General features: G+C 70.2%; 16 protein-coding genes. 9 read left to right on the top strand and 7 right to left on the bottom strand.

Features of this window, described 5'->3' with window-relative positions; translation table 11 throughout:
- Positions 1 to 88: 88 nt before the first annotated feature.
- From murA to ACZ6QO_RS09905, 3 genes are all read left to right on the top strand, one after another.
- Entirely contained in the window at positions 89 to 1,360 is a 1,272-nt protein-coding gene (gene murA, locus ACZ6QO_RS09915; protein WP_465849362.1) for a UDP-N-acetylglucosamine 1-carboxyvinyltransferase, read from the top strand.
- Between the two features lie 424 nt (positions 1,361 to 1,784).
- Positions 1,785 to 3,032, top strand: coding sequence for a transcriptional regulator (locus ACZ6QO_RS09910; protein WP_465849690.1), 1,248 nt, complete (start codon positions 1,785 to 1,787; stop codon positions 3,030 to 3,032).
- 336 nt (positions 3,033 to 3,368) lie between these two features.
- The gene (locus tag ACZ6QO_RS09905; protein ID WP_465849361.1) at positions 3,369 to 4,307 is read left to right on the top strand and encodes an EamA family transporter; all 939 of its coding nucleotides are present in this window, start codon (positions 3,369 to 3,371) and stop codon (positions 4,305 to 4,307) included.
- A 19-nt stretch (positions 4,308 to 4,326) separates the two neighbouring features.
- Here ACZ6QO_RS09905 and hisC read toward each other — a convergent pair whose 3' ends face one another.
- Positions 4,327 to 5,388 carry a histidinol-phosphate transaminase gene (gene hisC, locus ACZ6QO_RS09900; protein WP_465849360.1) on the bottom strand — a complete coding sequence of 354 codons (1,062 nt, stop codon included), beginning with the start codon at positions 5,386 to 5,388 and terminating at the stop codon, positions 4,327 to 4,329.
- A gap of 63 nt (positions 5,389 to 5,451) precedes the next feature.
- Positions 5,452 to 6,111 (bottom strand): NUDIX hydrolase, encoded by a 660-nt coding sequence (locus tag ACZ6QO_RS09895; RefSeq protein WP_465849358.1) that lies wholly within the window; start codon positions 6,109 to 6,111, stop codon positions 5,452 to 5,454.
- A gap of 61 nt (positions 6,112 to 6,172) precedes the next feature.
- Between ACZ6QO_RS09895 and ACZ6QO_RS09890 the strand changes: the two genes are divergently transcribed.
- Positions 6,173 to 6,301 (top strand): hypothetical protein, encoded by a 129-nt coding sequence (locus ACZ6QO_RS09890; protein ID WP_465849357.1) that lies wholly within the window; start codon positions 6,173 to 6,175, stop codon positions 6,299 to 6,301.
- On the opposite strand, the gene ACZ6QO_RS09885 is transcribed toward ACZ6QO_RS09890, so the two are convergent.
- The 4 genes from ACZ6QO_RS09885 to ACZ6QO_RS09870 form a co-directional block, all read right to left on the bottom strand.
- On the bottom strand, positions 6,280 to 8,088 hold the full coding sequence (locus ACZ6QO_RS09885; protein WP_465849355.1) for a DUF4434 domain-containing protein: 1,809 nt from the start codon (positions 8,086 to 8,088) through the stop codon (positions 6,280 to 6,282). The genes ACZ6QO_RS09890 and ACZ6QO_RS09885 overlap by 22 nt on opposite strands.
- A gap of 117 nt (positions 8,089 to 8,205) precedes the next feature.
- Positions 8,206 to 9,294, bottom strand: a complete 1,089-nt coding sequence (locus tag ACZ6QO_RS09880; protein WP_465849353.1) for a glycosyltransferase — start codon at positions 9,292 to 9,294, stop codon at positions 8,206 to 8,208.
- An 18-nt stretch (positions 9,295 to 9,312) separates the two neighbouring features.
- Entirely contained in the window at positions 9,313 to 10,578 is a 1,266-nt protein-coding gene (locus ACZ6QO_RS09875; protein ID WP_465849351.1) for a nucleotide sugar dehydrogenase, read from the bottom strand.
- A 129-nt stretch (positions 10,579 to 10,707) separates the two neighbouring features.
- Entirely contained in the window at positions 10,708 to 12,369 is a 1,662-nt protein-coding gene (locus tag ACZ6QO_RS09870; protein WP_465849349.1) for a glycosyltransferase family 4 protein, read from the bottom strand.
- Positions 12,370 to 12,445: 76 nt separating this feature from the next.
- On the opposite strand from ACZ6QO_RS09870, the gene wecB reads away from it, so the two are divergent.
- Both wecB and ACZ6QO_RS09860 read left to right on the top strand, forming a co-directional pair.
- A complete protein-coding gene (gene wecB / locus ACZ6QO_RS09865) occupies positions 12,446 to 13,579 on the top strand; it encodes a non-hydrolyzing UDP-N-acetylglucosamine 2-epimerase (RefSeq protein WP_465849347.1) in 1,134 nt (377 codons plus the stop codon).
- 123 nt (positions 13,580 to 13,702) lie between these two features.
- Complete coding sequence (locus ACZ6QO_RS09860) at positions 13,703 to 15,778, top strand: glycosyltransferase family protein (protein ID WP_465849345.1); 2,076 nt, start codon at positions 13,703 to 13,705, stop codon at positions 15,776 to 15,778.
- A gap of 49 nt (positions 15,779 to 15,827) precedes the next feature.
- On the opposite strand, the gene ACZ6QO_RS09855 is transcribed toward ACZ6QO_RS09860, so the two are convergent.
- Positions 15,828 to 16,424: a TetR/AcrR family transcriptional regulator gene (locus ACZ6QO_RS09855; protein WP_465849343.1), complete on the bottom strand. Its 597-nt coding sequence runs from the start codon at positions 16,422 to 16,424 to the stop codon at positions 15,828 to 15,830.
- A gap of 99 nt (positions 16,425 to 16,523) precedes the next feature.
- Between ACZ6QO_RS09855 and ACZ6QO_RS09850 the strand changes: the two genes are divergently transcribed.
- From ACZ6QO_RS09850 to ACZ6QO_RS09840, 3 genes are all read left to right on the top strand, one after another.
- Positions 16,524 to 16,934 carry a nuclear transport factor 2 family protein gene (locus ACZ6QO_RS09850; protein WP_465849341.1) on the top strand — a complete coding sequence of 137 codons (411 nt, stop codon included), beginning with the start codon at positions 16,524 to 16,526 and terminating at the stop codon, positions 16,932 to 16,934.
- Between the two features lie 355 nt (positions 16,935 to 17,289).
- A complete protein-coding gene (locus tag ACZ6QO_RS09845; protein ID WP_465849339.1) occupies positions 17,290 to 17,970 on the top strand; it encodes a sulfotransferase family protein in 681 nt (226 codons plus the stop codon).
- Positions 17,971 to 18,182: 212 nt separating this feature from the next.
- Entirely contained in the window at positions 18,183 to 19,706 is a 1,524-nt protein-coding gene (locus ACZ6QO_RS09840; protein WP_465849337.1) for an MDR family MFS transporter, read from the top strand.
- Positions 19,707 to 19,737 lie beyond the last annotated feature (31 nt).

Raw genomic sequence — 19,737 nt, 5'->3', positions numbered from 1 at the left:
ATCCCGTAACGGCTACTGTGGGCGGATAACTTTGCCGCCGTCCGCTTGACAGACGCGTCATAAACCAGATTCCGAGGAGCCTCTTCATATGGTCCGATACCGCGTGCGCGGTGGCAACGCCCTGCGTGGAACCGCCTTCATCCAGGGAGCCAAGAACGCCGTGCTCCCGATGATCGGCGCGGCGCTGCTGGCCGCAGACGGCCGCACGGTTCTGCGCAACGTGCCGATCATCGAGGACGTCCGGCGGGCGGTGGAGCTCGCCGAGTCCGTCGGCGCCAAGGTCGAGCTGCACGAGGCCGAGCGGACGCTGGTCATCGACGCCTCGCGCCTCACCAGCCCGGTGCTGCCCGCCGAGATCGCGCGCCGGTTCCGCGGGTCGGTGCTGTTCGTCCCGGCGCTGCTGCACCGCCTTGGCGAGGCCGTCATCGAGGGCGTCGGCGGGTGCAACCTCGGCAGCCGCAACCTCGACTTCCACTACCTGGGGTACAAGCGGCTCGGCGCGGTCGTGGACGAGGGCGAGAGCGTCATCCACGTCAAGGCCGCCGGCCTCACCGGCGCCCCGCTGTACCTCGACACCCCCTCGCACACGGGCACCGAGAACCTCATCATGGCGGCGGCGCTCGCCAAGGGCACCACCATCATCGAGAACGCGGCCCTGGAGCCCGAGGTCCTCGACGTCATCGACATGCTCACCAAGATGGGCGCCCGCATCAGCGGCGGCGGCACCGGCTTCATCACCGTCGAGGGCGTCGACGAGCTCACCGCCGTGGAGCACCGCGTCATGCCCGACCGGCTCGACGCCGGCGTGTTCGCGATGGCCGCCGCCATCACCGGCGGCGAGGTCAACCTGGTCGGCGCGTCCCTGGCGCACCTCGGCGTCGTGCGCTGGAAGCTTGAGCAGATGGGCGTCGAGTTCGCCACCGACGGCGCGGTGCTGCACGTGCGGCGCGACCGGCCGCTGCGCCCGATCAACGTCATCACCGACACCTACCCCGGGTTCGCCACCGACCTGCAGTCACCGATCATGACGGTGGCGTGCCTGGCCGACGGGGCGAGCTACATCCACGAGCGCATCTTCGACGGGCGGTTCGCGCTCGCGGGCGAGCTGAACAAGATGGGCGCCAACATCGAGGTCGAGGGCAGCCGCGCGGTCGTCCACGGCGCCACCTCGATGACCGGAACCGAAGTGACGGCGCACGATCTGCGTTCGGGCATCGCGCTCGTGCTCGCGGGCCTGGCGGCCGACGGAGAGACCGTCGTCTCGCCCGGCTACCTGATCGACCGCGGCCACCACGACCTCGCGGCGCGCATGAAGGCCCTGGGTGGAGATGTGGTAAGAGAGATTTCCCCTACGACCTGACTGAGCCCGTAAACCGCCTCTGACCTGTTCTTATGACCATCTTCGCCATGCCTGCTCGGCATGGGAGAGCCGCTTTCCGGCAAATCCGGGCGTGACATTAGTGCCTTGGCGAGCGATCGTTCCAAAGAGGACTAGACCGGATGGGAGACGAACCCGAGCCGGGAACGCCGCATGCCGCCTTCCGGCGGCCTGATCGGCGCCCCCCGCGAGGCGGACTCGACCAGTGGATTTCGCGAGGAGGCCACGCCGGGCGTTCATCGGGCCGGACACTTTGTCCGCCGGTGCCGCGCGGCGCGGTCGCCTCCATCGAAGGTATGGCGGGATGGGACGAACATTGGTCGAAAGGGCCGAAGAAACTCCGCGAGGATCACGTGTGGGCGCATCGGGCCCGGACCTCACCATCGGGGTGGTGGGGCCTCACGACCTGGTCGAACGGGTGATGCTCATGGGCCATGCGGCGGCTCCGGTTCCGTGCCGGCTGGTCGCCGCGGCCTACCGGGACGAACAGGAGGCGGCCGACAAGGTGGTACGGCTCGGTCCGGGGGTGGACGCCTGCCTGTTCGCGAGCCCGGTGCCGTACGAACTGGCCCGGCGGTCGGGGGTGCTGACGATCCCGGCGACGTACGTCCAGCTGGGCGGCCCGGCGCTCACCGCGGCGCTGGCCAGGGCGGCACTGGACGAGCGCATCGACCCGCGCAGGGTCAGCGTCGACCTGCTGAGCCGCTCCGACGTCGAGGAGGCCTACGCCGACCTCGGCATGCCCACGGGAGGGGTGCAGACCCGGGAGGAGCCGGGAGCGACCGGCACCGTCGCGGCCTACCACGAGCGGCTCGTCAGGCAGGGCACCACCACGGGCGCGCTGACGTGCCTGCCCGCGGTGGCCGACCGGCTGTCCGCGGCCGGGGTGCCGACCGTGCGGGTGCGCCCGACCTCGGCTGCGGTGCGCAGCGCGCTGCACACCGCGGCGCTGCTCGGCGCCCACCACAGGCTGGAGGAGTCGCAGCTGACGGTGGTGCTCATCGAGGTGCCGACGTTACGCGAGCCCGTACGGCGGGCGGCTCCGAGGTACTGGCGTGACGAGCTGCGGCTGTCCCTGCACCGGTTGCTGGTGCAGGAGGCCAATCGGATGAACGCCGCCGTATGGGCGATCGACGACCACAGTTACCTGGTGACGGCGACGCGCGGCTCCATGGCCGCGGCGACCGACGGCTTCCGGGTCCTGCCCTTCGCGGCGCGGATCCGCGACGAGCTCGGGCTCGCGGTGGAGGTCGGCGTCGGCATGGGACGCACGACCCATGACGCCGAGACGCACGCGAGGGCGGCGCTGGCCCGTTCGCAGGCCGGCAAGCAGCCGCAGGGGTTCGCGGTCGACCGGGAGGGGCGCACGCTCGTCCCCGCTCCGCGGATGCCTCCGCAGGCGCCGGGGCAGGGCAGGCCGAAGGGCGTGGAGGTGCTGGCGAGGCTGGCCGCCAAGCTGGAAGGCGGAGACACGATAGTGGACGCGGAGAGCGCCGGGCGGATGCTCGGAGTGACTCCCCGCACGGCCCGGCGGCTGTTGCGCACGTTGGTCGACGAGGGACTCGCGTGGCCGCTCCCGCCGAATCGCACCCCGCAGCCTGGCCGTCCGCGCCAGCTCTACCGTCTGATCGTGGAGAAGCTCGGCCCACGCTGACTCCTGCGGCGGGCCGCCCGTGTGGGGCGGGCGGTCCGCGGCCTGGAACGACGGGGTGACGGCCGTCATTTCGCGGCGCCAGCGGCGCCGCGTCGTCCACAGCCTGTGGATAACTGACGCTGCAAAGCCTACGGATTATTACATTTCCGCATCTGAACCAGGAGAACAGTACGTTCCCCCTGGACCGCCGGTTTTCCACAGCCTGTGGAGAAAACGCCTTTGAATCATCGGCGCAAACCGGTGGCGCAGGTGACGGCCGGCGGCCGCGCCGGGGCGCATCTCAAGGTCTGATATCCGCGTGTGCCGGCCCCCGGGTGATGGATATTGTCATGAGCTATGGTCCAGAACACTCGTGACATCAAGGTGTGGGCGGCGCTCGCGGCGGTGTACGTCGTGTGGGGGTCGACCTACCTCGCCATCAGGATCACGATCGAGACCATTCCCCCGCTGATGAGCGCCGGGCTGCGCTTCGTCTCGGCGGCCGTGATCCTCGGCGGCTTCCTGGCACTGCGCAAGGGGCCGGGAGTCCTGCGCATGAACGCCCGGCAGGTGTGCGGGGCCGGGCTCGTCGGCCTGCTGCTGCTCGGCGGCGGCAACGGCATGGTGGCGGTCGCCGAACAGCACATCTCGTCGGGCCTGGCCGCCCTCCTGGTCGCCTCGGTGCCCTTCTGGCTCATCGTCTTCCGCGTGATCGCGCGCGACCGGCCTCACCTGCTGTCGTTCGCCGGAGTGCTCATCGGCTTCTGCGGCGTGGCGAGCCTCTCGCTCAGCGGGGGCGGATCCAACAGCACGATGGGCATCGTGATCGTCCTCGCCGGGTCGCTGTCGTGGACGACCGGGTCGTTCCTGTCGGGCAAGATCCCCATGCCGAAGGACCCGTTCGTCGCCAGCACCGTCGAGATGACCATCGGCGGCGCGGGACTGCTCGTGGCCGGCACGGCCTTCGGCGAACGCCTGCACCTGGACCAGGTCAGCGCCGGCTCGTGGCTGGCGCTCGCCTATCTGGTGCTGGCCGGCTCGCTCATCGGCTTCACGTCCTACATCTGGCTGCTCGGCAACGCCCCCATCTCGCTCGTGTCGACCTACGCCTACGTCAACCCGGTGGTGGCGGTGCTCCTCGGCTTCGTGATCCTGCACGAGCAGGTCACCTGGCAGATGATCGCCGGAGGCGTGGTGATCGTCATCGGCGTCGCCCTGGTGGTCTCCACCGAACGCCACGCCCACTCACCGCAGACCTCGGACCACCCCCGCAGACCCCAGCTCACCCGCTCCTGACCCCTGCCCCCGGGGGCGGTCAGGAGGCGAGGAAGGACTCGGCGGCGGCGAGGAAGGTGTCGTTGGCCTCGGGGGAGCCGATGGAGATGCGGACGCCCTCGCCCGCGAAGGGGCGGACGGCGACGCCGTCGACGGCGCAGCGGCCGGCGAACTCGAGGGTGCGCTCGCCGAGGCGTAGCCAGACGAAGTTGGCCTCGGTGGGGGGCACCTGCCAGCCCTGGCCGAGCAGCGCCTCACGGACGCGCGTGCGCTCTTTGACGACCGTCTCGACGCGGTCGAGCAGCTCGGCCTCCGCGGCCAGGGAGGCCACCGCCGCGGCCTGGGCGAGGCTGTTGACGGCGAAGGGGACCGTGGTCTTGCGCACGGCCGCGGCCACGGGCTCGTGGGCGATGAGATAGCCCACGCGCAGGCCGGCCAGGCCGTACGCCTTGGAGAAGGTGCGCAGGACGGCGACGTTCGGCCGGTCGGCGTACAGACTCACACCGTCGGGGACGTCGTCGTCGCGGACGTACTCGCGGTAGGCCTCGTCGAGCACGACCAGCACGTCGCCGGGGACCCGGTCGAGGAACGCGGTGAGCTCGGCGGCGCGGTTGACCGTGCCGGTCGGGTTGTTGGGGTTGCACACGAAGATCATGCGCGTCTCGGGGGTGATGGCCGCCGCCATCGCCGCGAGGTCGTGGGTCTCGCCGGCCAGGGGCACCCGCACCGAGACGGCCCCGGCGAGGTCGGCGAGCAGCGGATACGCCTCGAAGGAGCGCCAGGCGTAGATCACCTCGGCGCCGGGGTCGCTCACGGTCGCGAAGAGCTGCTGGGCGACGGTCACCGAGCCCGCGCCCAGCGCGATGTGCTCGGGCGGCACCCCGAAACGCTCGGCCAGGGCCTCGGTGAGCCGCACGCACGCGGGATCGGGATAGCGGTGGACCTCGGCCGCGGCGGCGGCCATCGCCTCCACCACCGAGGGCAGCGGCTCGTAGGGGGTCTCGTTGGACGACAGCTTGAAGGAGCGGCCGTCGGCGGAGACCACGGCCTTGCCGGGCCGGTAGGCGGGGAGCTCGTCGAGGATCGGGCGGAAACGCGGCATGGCCATACCTTATGACGCGGCGAAGGCCGTGAGGCCTCCGGCCATGCCTCCTGTGGAAAACGGTCAGCCGAGGCGGAGCATCGGGGGGTGGAGGAGCTCGGCGGGGCCGCGGCGGTAGAGCATGGCGGGACGGCCGCCGTCGCGCGTGGTGGTGCGGCCCGTAGGCACCAGGAAGCCGCCGGCCTTGGTGACCTTGCGGTGGAAGTTGCGCGGATCGAGCGGACGACCCCACACGATCTCGTACACCCGCCGTAGATCGGCCACCGTGAACTCTTCGGGGCAGAACGCCGCGCCCAGCGAGGTGTACTCCAGTTTGGCCCCCGCGCGCTCGATGCCGTCGAGCATGATGCGCCGGTGGTCGAAGGCCATGAGCTCCAGCGAGGACACCGGCTGCCAGCTCATGTGGGCTTCGGTGGAGGCCGGCAGGTCGGGCGCGAGCCCGAGGTAGGCCACGCTGACCACGCGTTGACGCGGGTCACGGTCGGGGTAGCCGTAGGTGCGCAGCTGCTCAAGATGCACCGCGGCGCCCGGCAGACCGGCGCGCTCGGCGAGGACGCGGGAGGCGGCGGCCGGCAGATCTTCCTCGAGCTGGATGAAGCCGCCGGAGAGCGCCCAGCGCCCTTCGTACGGCGGGCGGTCGCGCCGCCAGACGAGAGCGCTGAGCTGCTGGAAGCGCACGGTCAGCACGACGAGATCCACGCTGACGGGTATGCGCGGGACCATGGCACGCACGTTACACCGGTAGCGGAGGGCCGAAGACCGCGTGCGGGCGGCCGAAGCCGTCGTGATCGATGTGATCGGCGTATTCGGCGTGATCGGCGTGGACGGCGTGATCGGCGTATTCGGCGTGATCGGCGTGGACGGCGTGACGGTCTTCGCCGCCGGGCCGGGTCATGTGCCCCGATTGAGGTAGACCGGGGCGTTGCTCCGCCGCCCGTCCGGCGAGGTCACGTCCACGCGCACCCAGGCGTCCTTGGGGATCGTCGCCCAGTCGACCGGCACCCAGACCTTCCGCACGGCGTCCGGCAGGCCGGGGATCGGCGAGGGGTCGGACCACCCGGCGGTGGCCGCGTTCGTCTCGCGCGGCTCGGGGCCCCCGTACCAGCTCAGCGTGATCTTGGCGCCCGCCACGTTGTAGCCGCGGATCTCCACCCCCTCCTGGATGCCGCGTTCGGCGGAGATGGCCTGGATGGGAATGGGCCGGTTCCAGTCGGCTGCGACCTGCTCAGCGAGCGTCGGGTCGCCGCAGGTGAAGAAGCTGCTCCACTTGTAGGAGATGATCTTCGAGACGTACGGCCCCACGAAGGTGATCGCCGTGTCCAGGCGCTTCTTGTCGGTCGTCCCCCGCTTGCCGCCCGCCTCGCAGGCGCCGTCGCCCGAGGGCTCGAACGCCTCGACGTTGGCCCACAGTTCGACGTCGTCGCCCTCGGCGCGCAGCTCGGCGAGGGCCTCGGCCATGGCGCGGTAGTAGTCCCGCGTGGCCCCGTAGTACGCCTTGCCATAGGTGGTGTCGCCCACCACGGGCTTGAGCCGCTCGTCGACCTTCTGGCCCTTCAGGTTCGGCCAGAACAGGCCCACCTTGCCCGTGCCGCGGCTGTCCTGCGGGGCGACGATGCCGACGCCGGTGCGCGCGAGCGCCTTGAACCCGGCCTTCACCTGCGCCGGCGTCGAGGTGAACTGCTTGGCCCTGCGCCCGTCCAGGTACGGGCTGACCATGATGGGCTTGCCGGGAAGCTCCTGCTGCACGATGACGTGCTGCTCGGCGTAGACCTGCAGCGTCGGCACCACCGACGGGTCGGGCCAGTCTCTGATCTGCAGCTCGAACGGCTGGTAGACCCCGCCGAGCGAGGCGCGGTCCTTGAAGCGGTCTCCGTAGTCCTGCAGGACGCGCCGGGTCAGCGTGGTGAGGGTGCCGATGTGCCGGGGGTCCGCCCTGGTCGGCTCGACGCGGTCGCGCGGCGCCACGGGCAGCGCGGGGAAGACCTTCATGGCGAAGCGGTCGGCCAGGTCGAGGATCTCGGTGAGGCTGTCATTGGGCGCCCCGTCGACCAGGATCAGGTGGTAGCCGAGCCCCTTCGAGGTGAAGTCGCAGGTGGGGTTGTCCGAGCCGTCGTCGGGCGTGAGCACCCGGTAGTACACCTCGTCCCCGATGGTGATGGTGTGCTCCATCTGCGGGCAGCGGAACAGGTCGGGGCCGAAGGCCTCGTCGGTCCGGTAGACGTAGGTCCAGGTGATGCGGTTGCCGGGGTTGGCCGCCTTCAGGGCAGACTCCGCGGCCTGCACGCAGGTCAGGCCGTTCTCCTGGCACTTGTCGAAGCGCGGGTCGGGGTGCTCGCCCGCGGCGTCCAGGACGCGCCCGTCGCCGTCCACGGCGCGCGGCTGCAGGCCGAACCCGAGACGGACGACGGTGTCGCCGCCGACCCGGTGGATGGCCTGGAGCTGCCTGCGCCAGGTGCAGTGGTCGGAGGTCGGGACGAGCCAGTAACCGGTGACGGCGTACGGCGTCGGGGTGGTGGTGTCGAACGTTCCGCAGGGATCGCTGAACACGCTCGTGGAGGGCGTGGGACTCGCCGTCTTCGTCTTCGGCGCCGGGGTCGACGCCGCGGTCCCCGAGCCGCCGGAGGAGTCCGGCAGGATCATGACGATCGCCGCGACAGCGGCCAGGAGGGCCGCACCCAGCAACAGTGTGAGGCCGCGCACCTTCAGGAGATTACCGTCCTTAAGTTGTGGCGCTGATAAAGATCCATCGGCGCCGCATCGCCGTCCCGGCGCGTCCGCGTACGGGCCTGTCCCGCCCGGCGGGCGGCGTCCGGGGGCCTATTTCTTCACACCGGCCCAGGCCTCGAGCTGCGTGACGAATCTGCGCGCCGAGTTCGGCCAGTGGTGGTTCGCCCGCGCGGCGGCGTACCCGCGCGCGCCGGCCGCCTTGCGCGCCTCGGGATCGTTCCGCAGGCGCAGGACCGCCCGTGCCACGGCCTGTGGATCGCGCCAGGGCACCACCACGCCGCTCTGGTAACGCTCCACCAGCTCGACCGCCCTCGGCGACGGAGTGGTGATGACCGGGATGCCGTGCGCCATGTACTCGACGATCTTGGTGGGCATGGAGTGGCGGTAGTTGGGCTCGTCGTGCAGCAGCGACAGCCCGGCCAGCGCCCCGTCGAGCCGCTTGAGCGCCTCGTCGTTGGGCATGAAGTCGCGCCATTCCAGCACCCCGTCGGCGACGGCCTGGTTGAGCATCGGCCTGCTCTGCGGGTCGGCGTAGCCGATGAGCTCCACCGCGACGCGGTGCGGCTGCAGCAGCCGGCCCACCTCCACGGCCTCGCGCACGCCGCGGGCCTCCGACAGCCACCCCAGGTACACCACCCGGTCGTCGGACGGCTCGCTGACGTGGTCGGGCACCCAGGTCTCGTTCGGCACGACCAGATGCGCCTGCCGGAACCGGCCCGCGTAGGCGGTCTCGGCGAGCAGCAGGTGCAGGTGACGCTCGGCGGTGCCCTCCAGCATGCGCGCGAGGAACCGCGTCGGTGGCCGCAGGAAGGACGGCAGCCAGGGCTTCAGCGACAGGGTCGCCGGGGTGTCCTCGTGGACGTCCCACACCACCGGCGGGCGCCGCCGCACGCCCGCGACCGCCAGCAGCAGCTCGGGGTCGTGGATGAGCGCCAGGTCGACCTGGCCGCGCAGGCTCTTGAACAGCCGGCGCGCCGCCCGCACGGCCGCCAGGCGCTTGCGCTCGGCGGCCCTCGGCAGATCGACCCCGGTGACCCACGACCGCGGCACGACACCGCGTGCGGTGTAGGGCGCGGCATACGTGACCACATGACCGGCGTCCACGAGCGCGCGGATCTGCCGGTGCAGGATCCGGGCGTCCTCAGGGTGGTGGACCACCGTCATGACAAGCACGTGCACGCGCCGACCCTCCGCCCGTCAGAGCCGCTCGACGCGATCGCCCTCGGTGAGGACGCCCCGGGTGTCGAGAAGTAGATGCGCTCGTTTCTGCACCATGTCCAGATCGAACTCGGAGTGCTGCTGGAGGAGCACGGTCACGTCCGCCCTCTCCAGCGCCGCCGCCAGATCGTCCTCGCGCGGCACCTCGACCCCGTCGACCGCCCATCGCTTGACGTGCGGGTCGGCGAAGACCAGTTCGGCGCCGAGGTCGCGGAACGCGCGGGCGACCGGCACCGCGGGCGTCTCGCGCTCGTCGGCGATGTCCGGCTTGTAGGTGACGCCCATCAGCAGCACGCGCGAGCCGTTCACCGGCTTCTTGGCCCGGTTCAGCAGGCGCTGCACGCGGGCCACGACGTACGCCGGCATCCGCTCGTTGATCTCCTGCGCCAGCTCCACGAAGCGGAACGGGTAGCCGAGCTTGCGCACGGCGTGGGAGAGGTAGGAGGGGTCCACCGGGATGCAGTGCCCGCCGACGCCGGGGCCGGGCAGGAACTTCTGGAAGCCGAACGGCTTGGTGGCGGCCGCCTCGATGGACTCCCACAGGTTCACGCCGAGCTCGTCGCAGAAGATGGCCATCTCGTTGACCAGCGCGATGTTGACGTGCCTGTAGGTGTTCTCCAGCAGCTTGGCCATCTCGGCCTCGCGGGTGCCGCCGACCGTCACCACCTGCTCGACCAGCCGGCCGTAGAACGCCGCCGCGCGGTCGCGGCAGGCCTCGGTGTAGCCGCCGACGACCTTGGGCGTGTTGCGCAGGCCGAACTTGGGGTTGCCCGGGTCGATGCGCTCGGGCGAGAAGGCGAGGTGGAAGTCGACGCCCGCGGTGAGGCCGGAGGCCTCCTCAAGGATGGGGCGCACGACGTCGTCGGTGGTGCCGGGGTAGGTCGTCGACTCCAGGACGACGAGCGCGCCGCGCTGGAGGTAACGACCCACCGACTCGACCGCGCCGCGCACGGCCGACAGGTCGGGACGGTGGTCCTCGTCGAGCGGGGTCGGCACGCAGATGACGATGGTGTCACTGCCGGCCAGGACCGACTGGTCCAGCGTGGCGGTGAACCCGCTCGTCAGCATCGCGTCCAGGTCGGCGTCGCTCAGGTCATCGATGTACGAGTGGCCGGAGGTCAGCGCGTCGACCTTGCGCTGGTCGATGTCCAGGCCCACGACACGCATGCCGACGCCTGCGGCCTCCTTGGCGAGGGGCATGCCCACGTACCCGAGGCCGATGACCGCGAGATCGTATCCGCTCACGTGGCGACCTGAGGGAGTCCGAAACAACACTGCATGGTGGGAAAGGCTATCTCAAGTCCGCACAGATCACGTCTAATGCGTTTGAACGAGTGACCAAGCGATGGTTCAACGGCGGTCATCACGAGTCCATCACCCGGCCAAGGACTGGTAGAGCGTCTTGTAGTTCTCGGCGATGCGGCTCCAGGTGCGCTTCGCCGCGACCTCGGCGCGACCGGCCTCGCCCATCTCGGCGCGGCGCTCGGGGTCCTCGCGCAGCCCGGCGAGCGCCTTGGCCAGCGCCGCGGGGTCGCCCGGCGGCACCAGCAGCCCGGCGCCGTCCGACCCGACCAGCTCCGACAGGGCGGGAAGGTCGCTCAGCACCACCGGCTTGCCCAGCGCCATCGCCTCCACCGGCTTCAGCGGGGTCACCAGGCGGCACACCCGCAGGTCCTCGCGCGGGCAGACGAAGATGTCGATGGCCGACTGGGCCTGGAGCGCCTCCTCAGGGCCCACCCGGCCGGGCAGGATCGCGAGGTCGCCGAGCCCGAGCTTCTCTGCCTGGGCGAGCAGCGCGGGCCGCTCGGCGCCGTCGCCCACGATCAGCACCCGGACGGGGGTCTTGGCGTCGCGCAGCTGCGCGACGGCCGACAGCAGCGTGGCGAAGCCCTCGTAGCCGACGATGCTCGACACCGAGCCGACCACGATCTCGGCCGGCGAGATGCCGTACGCCGCCCGGAACGCCGCGCCGTCGTAGTCGGCGGTCAGCAGCGTGTCGTCCACGGCGTTGGGCGCCAGGAAGATCTTCTCGCGGGGGACGCCGCGCTCGACGATCTCGGCGGCCATGGTCTCGGCCAGCGTCACCACCGCGTTCGCCGAGCGCATGATGTGCGCCTCCCGCTCGCGCTGGAGCAGGTGGCGTTCGCTGCCGACCCGCGCCGGGTCGCGCGAGGCCCAGGTCTCCTCCAGGAAGCCCCGCACCTCGTACACCAGCGGCGTGCCGGTGCGCTCGCGCACGGCCAGCGCCACCGAGCCGTTGCGGTGGTCGGTCGCGGCGTGCAGCACCTGCGGGCGCAGCGTCCTGACCAGCTCGGTCACCTCGCCCGCGCCGCGGATCATGCGGCCGCGGCTCTCGAACGGCACCTCGCCGCTCGGCAGCAGGCGGTGGTAGGGGATCTCGTCGATCTCCTCGTACGGCTCGGCGTCGGCGTGCCCCTGGAGCATCGGCCAGCCCCAGCTCGTCACCACGTGCGGGTCGAGCCCGGCGGCGCGCTGGGCGGTCACGATGCGGTGGGTGCGGACGGTGTACCCGGCCTGCGTGTACGGCAGGGCGTTGGTCACGCAGTGCAGCACGCGGCCCGCGACCCGCTCGCCGACGATCACCTTGGACTTCGGCGGGATCGGAGCGGCGCCGATGGCGGCCTTCTCGCCCTCGTAGTACGCGATGCGCCGGCGGATGAACGGCCAGCGCGCGTGCGGCCGGAGGACCTCGACGGCCTTGGTCATGCGGCCGCGCTCGAACTCGGCCTTGGCCTCTTCGAGCGGGCCGTCGGCCATGCGTCTGGCGATCTTGCGCGCGGTCACCCGCACGACGCGGGCCACCGGCCAAGCGACCTTGCCGACGGCCGGGCGCAGGCGTGACGGCATGGCCTCCGCCGCGGCCTGCGCCACCCGCATCGGGTCGGACTTGACCCTGGTGACGAAGACTCTTGAGACGATGACCGGATGCTGGACGAAGCCCTTGAGGAAGCCGCGCAGGCCGGCGCGAGCCGACTTGGGGGAGACCTTCTCGGGCCGGCTGGCCTCGGAAACCACGCGGTGACCGTACCATAGGCAACGCTTGGCCCATCTGGGCAACAGTTGACCCACTCCCGGGTGAAAGGCGAGGTCAATGAGGGACAATCCCCTCGTCCTGCACGTGCTGGGCGCCCGCCCCAACTTCGTCAAGGCCGCGCCGGTCGTGCGCGCGCTGGACGAGCTGGGAGTCCGGCAGGGCATCGTCCACACCGGGCAGCACTATGACGCGCTCATGTCCGACGTCTTCTTCGCCGACCTCGGCCTGCCCGAGCCGATCGCCAACCTCGGGGTGGGGTCCGGCAGCCACGCGCGCCAGACGGCCGCGCTGCTGACCGGCCTGGAGGAGGTCGTCCTCGCCCACCGGCCCGACCTGGTGGTGGTGTACGGCGACGTCAACTCCACGCTCGCGGCGATCCTGGTGTGCGCCAAGCTGCACATCCCCACCGCGCACGTCGAGGCCGGCCTGCGGTCGTTCGACCGCGAGATGCCGGAGGAGGTCAACCGCGTCGTCACCGACGCGCTCGCCGACATCCTCCTGGTCACCAGCCCCGACGGCCTGTCCCATCTGGCGAACGAGGGCGTCTCCCCCGCCAAGGTGCACCTGGTCGGCAACCCGATGATCGACAGCCTGTTCTCGGCGCTGCCCAAGCTCGACCCGGCGCCGCTGAAGGCCCGGCTCGGCCTGCCCGAGCGGTACGCCGTGGCCACCCTGCACCGCCCGGCGAACGTCGACGACCCCGAGTCGGCCCGCGAGCTCGTCGAGGCCGTGCTGGCGGTGGGCGAGCAGGTGCCGATCGTGGTGCCGCTGCACCCGCGCGGGCGCGAGCGGCTGGCGCAGGCGGGCCTGGTCACCGGCGACGGGCTCGCCATCATCGACCCGCTCGGGTACGTCGAGTTCCTGTCGCTGGTGCGGGGCGCGGCGCTCGTCGTCACCGACTCCGGCGGCGTGCAGGAGGAGACCACCATGCTCGGTGTGCCCTGCCTGACCGTCCGGCCGAACACCGAGCGGCCGATCACGATCACCCACGGCACCAACCGCCTGGTCACCCCGGCGACGCTGCCCGCCGCCGCGTCCAAGGCGCTGGCGGACGGCGCGGCGACCCCGAGCGGCGAGCTGCCGCCGCTGTGGGACGGCAAGGCCGGGCCGCGCGTCGCCCGCGTCATCGAGGCGTGGCTGCGCGGCGACAACCTCTCGCCCGCGTCGCAGGGGACGGTTCCGCGTAGCTGACCTGGACATTTGGGTGAATTACCGGACTTCGCAGGCCAGGACGCCGTACGATCGGACATTCCCGGGCCATGCGGGGTGACGCGCGTGGGGGAAGTCCCGGACAACGAGGGAGCAAGTCCGACCATGGCCGATGACCACAACAATCCGGACGAGCCGCGTTTCCAGCGTCTCGGCGCGGCCAACTGGCTGCCTGAGGAGCGCAAGGTCGTCGAGCGCTACGAAGACCGCATCCGCGAACTGGAGCGGCGCCTGGCCACGGCCGAGGCCAAGGCCGAGTACGCCCAGTGGCAGCTGTCGGCCACCAAGGCGCAGCGCCCCTACCGCGTGAGCACCGCGCTCGCCGGCGCCAAGCGCCCCGCCAGGCTCGTACGGCTCCCCCGCGACCTGTCCCAGGCCATGAAGCCGAAGAAGGCGCCCAAGCCGCCCGCGACGGTCACCGCGAGCGCGGCGGCCATCGACGCCGTGCTCGCGCACGCGCCCGAGGTCAAGATCCCCAACCTCGCCTGGCCGGACGGGCCGGTCAACCGCCCCGACCTCAAGGTCGCGGTCATCCTGGACGACTTCTCCCGCATGGCGTTCAAGTACGAGTGGGACCAGATCGAGTTCGGGCTGAAGGACTGGCAGGAGGTCTTCGCCGACAAGCGTCCCGACGTGCTGTTCTGCGAGTCGGCCTGGCACGGCAACCAGGGACGCTGGCGCTACCAGATGACCGGCACCAACGCGCCCAAGCAGGAGCTGCGCGAGCTGGTCGCCTGGTGCCGCGAGCAGGGCATTCCCACGGTCTTCTGGAACAAGGAGGACCCGCCGAACTTCGAGTTCTTCATCGACACCGCCAAGCTGTTCGACTTCGTGTACACGTGCGACGGCGACATGGTGCCGAAATATCGCGAGATATTGGGTCATGACCGGGTGGACGTGCTGCAGTTCGCCGCGCAGCCCCGCGTGCACAACCCCGTCCAGACCAAGCAGGGCCGGCCGTACGACGTCGTCTTCGCCGGCATGTACTTCCGCGACAAGCACCCCGAACGGCGCGAGCAGATGGAGACCGTGATCGCTCCTACCAGGGAGCTCGGCCTGCACATCTTCGCCCGCAACGACAAGGCGGGCGACAAGTACGCCTGGCCCGAGGAGTACCGCCCGCACATCGTCGGCGAGCTGCCCTATGAGCAGATGCTGGCCGCCTACAAGATGTACAAGGTCTTCCTCAACGTGAACTCGGTGATCGACTCGCCGACCATGTGCGCCCGCCGGGTGTTCGAGCTGTCGGCGTGCTCCACCACCGTGCTGTCAGGCTGGTCGCGCGCCATCGAAGAGACCTTCGGGCCGCTGATCCCGATCGCGCACACCCAGGAGGAGGCCTACAACCAGGCCCTCTACCTGATCAACAGCCCCGAGCTGCGGGCCCGCCAGGCCCACCTGGCCATGCGCGAGGTGTTCGACAAGCACCTGTTCACCCACCGCGTCGACCAGATCCTCACCGCGCTCGGCCGCCCGGTCGTCTCCCGCGCCAAGCAGGTCTCGATCGTCCTGCCCACCAACCGCGCGGGCCAGCTCGAACACGCCATCGCGCAGGTCGCAAGGCAGCGTCACCGCGACCTGGAGCTGATCCTCGTCCTGCACGGCCTGGACATCGACCCCGGCGTGGTGCGCGACAAGGCCCTCGCCGCCGGCGTCCCCGCCGTCAAGGTGCTCACCGCCGCCCCCTCCCTCACGCTCGGCGAGGTGCTCAACCTCGGCATCGCCCAGGCCGACGGCGACTACATCGCCAAGATGGACGACGACAACCTCTACGGCGCCCACTACCTGTCGGACCTGCTGCGCGCGTTCGACTACGCCGACGCCGAGATGGTCGGCAAGGGCGCGCACTACACCTACTTCCCCGCGACCAACACCACGGTCATGCGCCTGCCCGGCCTGGAGCACCGGTACGCCCACCTGGTGCAGGGCGCCACGATCCTCGCCAAGGCCGACCTGCTGCGCACCTTCGCCTTCGAGGCCGTCAACGCCGGCGAGGACACCCGGCTGGTCCGCCGGTGCAAGGAGGAGGGCGTCCGCATCTACTCGGCGGACCGCTTCAACTTCGTCTACATGCGCGGCGCCGACGCCTCCGCCCACACCTGGAAGGCCCAGGACTACAAGCTCACCCGCAACGCCCAGTTCTGCTTCGTCGGTCACCCCGAAGCCCACGTCATGATCTGAGCGAAGCGGGACACGCCGTACCGCGAACGGTGGCGGCTGCTCCTCCTCTTCAATCGGCCGTCTTGTACAGGCGCCGGACGCTCTCCCGCAGTGCCTCGCCGGCCTGCGCGGAGGTCATCCGGCCGGCGGCCACCTCGTCCCCGGCCGCATGCCCCAGCGCCATCGTGGCCGCCAGCAGCCAGGTTGGCGAGAGAGCGGGGTCGAACTCCCCGGTGTCCTGGCCGCGTCGGATCAGCCTCTGCAGCCGGTCGGCGATCGGAGCGTGCCTCTCGTGGGACTTCTGCGGGTCGATCGTCGCCACTGACGGGTGCAGCAGCAACGGATATCGCTCCAAGAGGTGCCAACTGGTGTCCAGCCATCGCAAGAGAGCTGCGCCCGCCGGGCCGGCGTCGATGTCGGCGGCGTCGATCGCGGCGATGACGTCATTCGTGATCTGGTCGATCACCGCGCTCAGCAGCGATTGCCGCGAGGGGTAGTGGGCGTAGACCGTTTGGCGGGCCACCCCCGCCGCGGCCGCGATCTCTTCAACGCTCGCGTCGGGCCGCTGGCCCAGCACCCTTACCGCTGCCTCGAGCACGGCGGTGGCGCTGCGGTCGGCGTCGGAACGGCGACGACGCCTGGGCCTGTCGCTGATTATCTCAGACACGGTTGTCAAGGGTAACCTATGGCGATATCTTGGACACGGCTGTCAGAGATAAGCGAGGGGCGCGCTCGCGTCGCGCCGACCACACTTCCGGAGGTACGCATGGCCGGCACGCGCATAACGCCCGCGACTGATCTGACCGGGTACTTGACCCGCTACCCCCACGAGGTCACCTTCGGCGACGAGGAGCCGGAAACGGTCATGGATCGGTATCACACCTCCGACTACGAGCTCGTCAACGATGGGATTCTCCTTGACCGGAAGCGGCTGCTCGACCACATCCGCCCCGCCCGCAAACGGGCGACTGCCGTTCAGGTTGAGGTGGACGAGGCAATCGTCGATGGCGACCGGGTCGCTGCGCGCTACCGGCTGATCGCGTCAATGCGCAAGGGGAACGTCATCGCCACCGAGATCTACATGTTCGGCCGACTCGCCGATGACGGCCGGCTATGCCGAGCCACCCAACTGACGCGCACGATCCCGGCCACGGATGATCAGGTCATTCGGCTGTGACTCGCATGAGCGAGTCACAGCCGCGAGGGCGGCCCAGAAGCGCGAGGCCGCAGAACGAGACGCCCGCAGGCAGGACCGGCCCCTGATCGAGCACTCCGCTCGAATGGACCGTCTCCTGCTTGCCTTCCGGGCGATACTTCACATATGTCGACAAAACCCTATATAAGCATCAAACATGACTTTCTACGACCAAAGATCACGATCTAGGGTAAGAGTAGCCGCATGACCCCCCGGCAGAGCGGCCCAGGCGTTCAGCCGGATCTGGATGACCATGACAGGCTTGTCCAAATCCCTCGACCGGTGAAACATTGCACATAGACGTAATCGGCAGTTTCCCATCGGAATGGTGTGGATTATGCGGGTCATCGGGGCGGGGTTCGGGCGTACGGGGACGTTGACGCTGAAGACGGCGCTGGAGCGGCTGGGGTTAGGGCCCTGTCACCACATGACAGAGGTGTTCAACAACCCCGGGCAGGTCAGGCCCTGGCTCGCCGTGGCCCGGGGAGAGAGCGCCGACTGGGACTCCGTCCTCGCGGGCTACCAGTCGTGCGTGGACTGGCCGGCGGCCGCGTACTGGCGCGAGCTGGCCGAGCACTACCCCGAGGCCAAGGTCGTGCTGACCGTGCGCGACCCGGCGCGATGGCTGCAGAGCATGAGGGCGACCATCCTCAAACAGCGCGAGCGCGGCTCCACGCTGTCCGGGAAAATGATCTTAGGGATCTCCTCGCTGCTGGGCACCGACTTCGCGGCCTTCATGGAGATGACGCGGCTGATCGTCACCGACCGTGAACTCGGCGGGCGCCCGGACGACGACGAGCACATGATCAAGAGGTTCCAGGCGCACACCGAGGAGGTCAAGGCGGCGATCCCGCCCGAGCGGCTGCTCGTCTTCGAGGTCCGCCAGGGGTGGGAGCCGCTGTGCGAGTTCCTCGGCGTGCCGGTGCCCGACGAGCCCTTCCCCCGGGTCAACGACACCGCCGACTTCCAGGCGAATACGCGCTCGCGCGTCGGCCCGATGCTGCTGCGCCGCAGCTGACCTGCGCGGACTCCCGCAACCAGGCGAATCGAGCGTCCAGGCAACCTTGACGCTGTCTTTCTTGTGACCGTGTACGGCATTCGCCGTACTTATGCGGTTATGGGGAATCTGAACGGTGATGACAGAGTTGCGTACTTTTAGGACGCTCACGCCGTCGGCGAGGGGCGTCCGCTTCGCCGTTCAGGACCAACGCACAAGGAGAACCTTCCGACGTGACGACGGTAACGACCTCCAAAGGCATCGGTCTCAGGTCGGAGCGCGGTCCGGTACTCGCCGCCATCATGCTCTGCACCGGCCTGGTCGCACTCGACAGCACGATCATCGCGACGGCGGTGCCCTCGGTCGTCAGCGACCTGGGAGGCTTCTCCCAGTTCCCCTGGCTGTTCTCGATCTACCTGCTCACCCAGGCGGTCACCGTGCCGCTGTACGGGAAGTTCGCCGACATCTTCGGGCGCAAGCCCGTCATGTTCTTCGGCATCGCCGTGTTCCTCCTCGGGTCGGTGCTGTGCGGCGTCGCCTGGAGCATGCCGGCGCTCATCTTCTTCCGCGCCCTCCAGGGCATCGGGGCCGGGGCCGTCCAGCCCATGAGCATCACGATGGTCGGCGACCTGTACTCCGTCGAAGAACGCGCCCGCGTGCAGGGGTACGTGGCCAGCGTGTGGGGCGTGTCCGCCGTCATCGGCCCGACGCTCGGCGGCCTGTTCTCCGAGTACGTCTCCTGGCGCTGGATCTTCTTCATCAACCTGCCGCTCGGCGCGATCGCCGCCTGGATGCTCGCCCGCCGCTTCAAGGAGCGGGTCACGCGCAGCAGCCACAAGATCGACTATCTCGGCGCGGCGCTGCTCACCGCGGGGTCCTCCCTGATCATTCTCGCGCTGCTCGAAGGCGGCGTCGCCTGGAGCTGGGGGTCGGCGCCCAGCCTGATGATCTTCGGGTCCGGACTGGTGCTGCTCGTCGTGTTCGTGCTGGTGGAACGCCGGGCGGCTGAGCCCATCCTGCCGCTGTGGGTCTTCCAGCGCCGCGTCCTCATCGGCGGCAACCTCGTGGGCCTCAGCGTCGGCGCCCTCATGATCGGCCTCACCTCCTACGTACCGACCTTCGCCGAAGGCGTGCTCGGCACCGGCGCCCTGGTGGCGGGCTTCGCCCTGGCCGCCCTCACCATCGGCTGGCCGCTGGCGGCGACCTTCTCCGGCCGCATCTACATGCGCATCGGCTTTCGCGACACCGCGCTCATCGGCGCCGCCGTGGTCCTCATCGGGGCCGTGATGTGCGCCTTCCTCGGCAGGAACGCACAGGTCTGGCAGGTCGCGGCGGCGTGCTTCGTCGTCGGCGCCGGCCTCGGCCTGTCCTCCAGCCCCACGATGGTCGCCATCCAGTCGGTCGTCGGCTGGGACCGCCGCGGGGTCGTCACGGCCACGAACATGTTCAGCCGCTCGATCGGCAGCGCGGTCGGCGCGGCCGTCCTCGGCGCCATCTCCAACGCCACCCTGTCAGACCGCTTCGCCCACCCGCCCGCCGTCCTGGCCGGCAAGCTGCCGAACAGCCTCGACGCCACCAGCCTGGTGCTTGGAGCCCAGAGCACGGCCACCGCCCAGTCGGCCACGGCCGGCTTCGTCCGCCAGGCCCTCTACGACGCCAGCCACCACGTCTTCCTCACGGTCCTCGCAGTAGCCGTCCTCAGCGTCGGCGCCTTCCTCCTCATGCCCCGCAAGACCGAGGAACTGACCTTCGACTGATCTGGGATCCGAGTTCGGGACGCCGGATATG

The organism is Sphaerisporangium sp. NPDC049457 (assembly GCF_055586705.1).
This window is presented reverse-complemented; position numbering and strand designations above follow the sequence as displayed.

Excerpts from the sequence above, each read along its gene's own strand:
- murA (WP_465849362.1), top strand. The coding sequence starts at position 89 with ATGGTCCGATACCGCGTGCGCGGTGGCAACGCCCTGCGTGGAACCGCC.
- ACZ6QO_RS09905 (WP_465849361.1), top strand. The coding sequence starts at position 3,369 with ATGGTCCAGAACACTCGTGACATCAAGGTGTGGGCGGCGCTCGCGGCG.
- hisC (WP_465849360.1), bottom strand. The coding sequence starts at position 5,388 with ATGCCGCGTTTCCGCCCGATCCTCGACGAGCTCCCCGCCTACCGGCCC.
- ACZ6QO_RS09895 (WP_465849358.1), bottom strand. The coding sequence starts at position 6,111 with ATGGTCCCGCGCATACCCGTCAGCGTGGATCTCGTCGTGCTGACCGTG.
- wecB (WP_465849347.1), top strand. The coding sequence starts at position 12,446 with ATGAGGGACAATCCCCTCGTCCTGCACGTGCTGGGCGCCCGCCCCAAC.
- ACZ6QO_RS09860 (WP_465849345.1), top strand. The coding sequence starts at position 13,703 with ATGGCCGATGACCACAACAATCCGGACGAGCCGCGTTTCCAGCGTCTC.
- ACZ6QO_RS09850 (WP_465849341.1), top strand. The coding sequence starts at position 16,524 with ATGGCCGGCACGCGCATAACGCCCGCGACTGATCTGACCGGGTACTTG.
- ACZ6QO_RS09845 (WP_465849339.1), top strand. The coding sequence starts at position 17,290 with ATGCGGGTCATCGGGGCGGGGTTCGGGCGTACGGGGACGTTGACGCTG.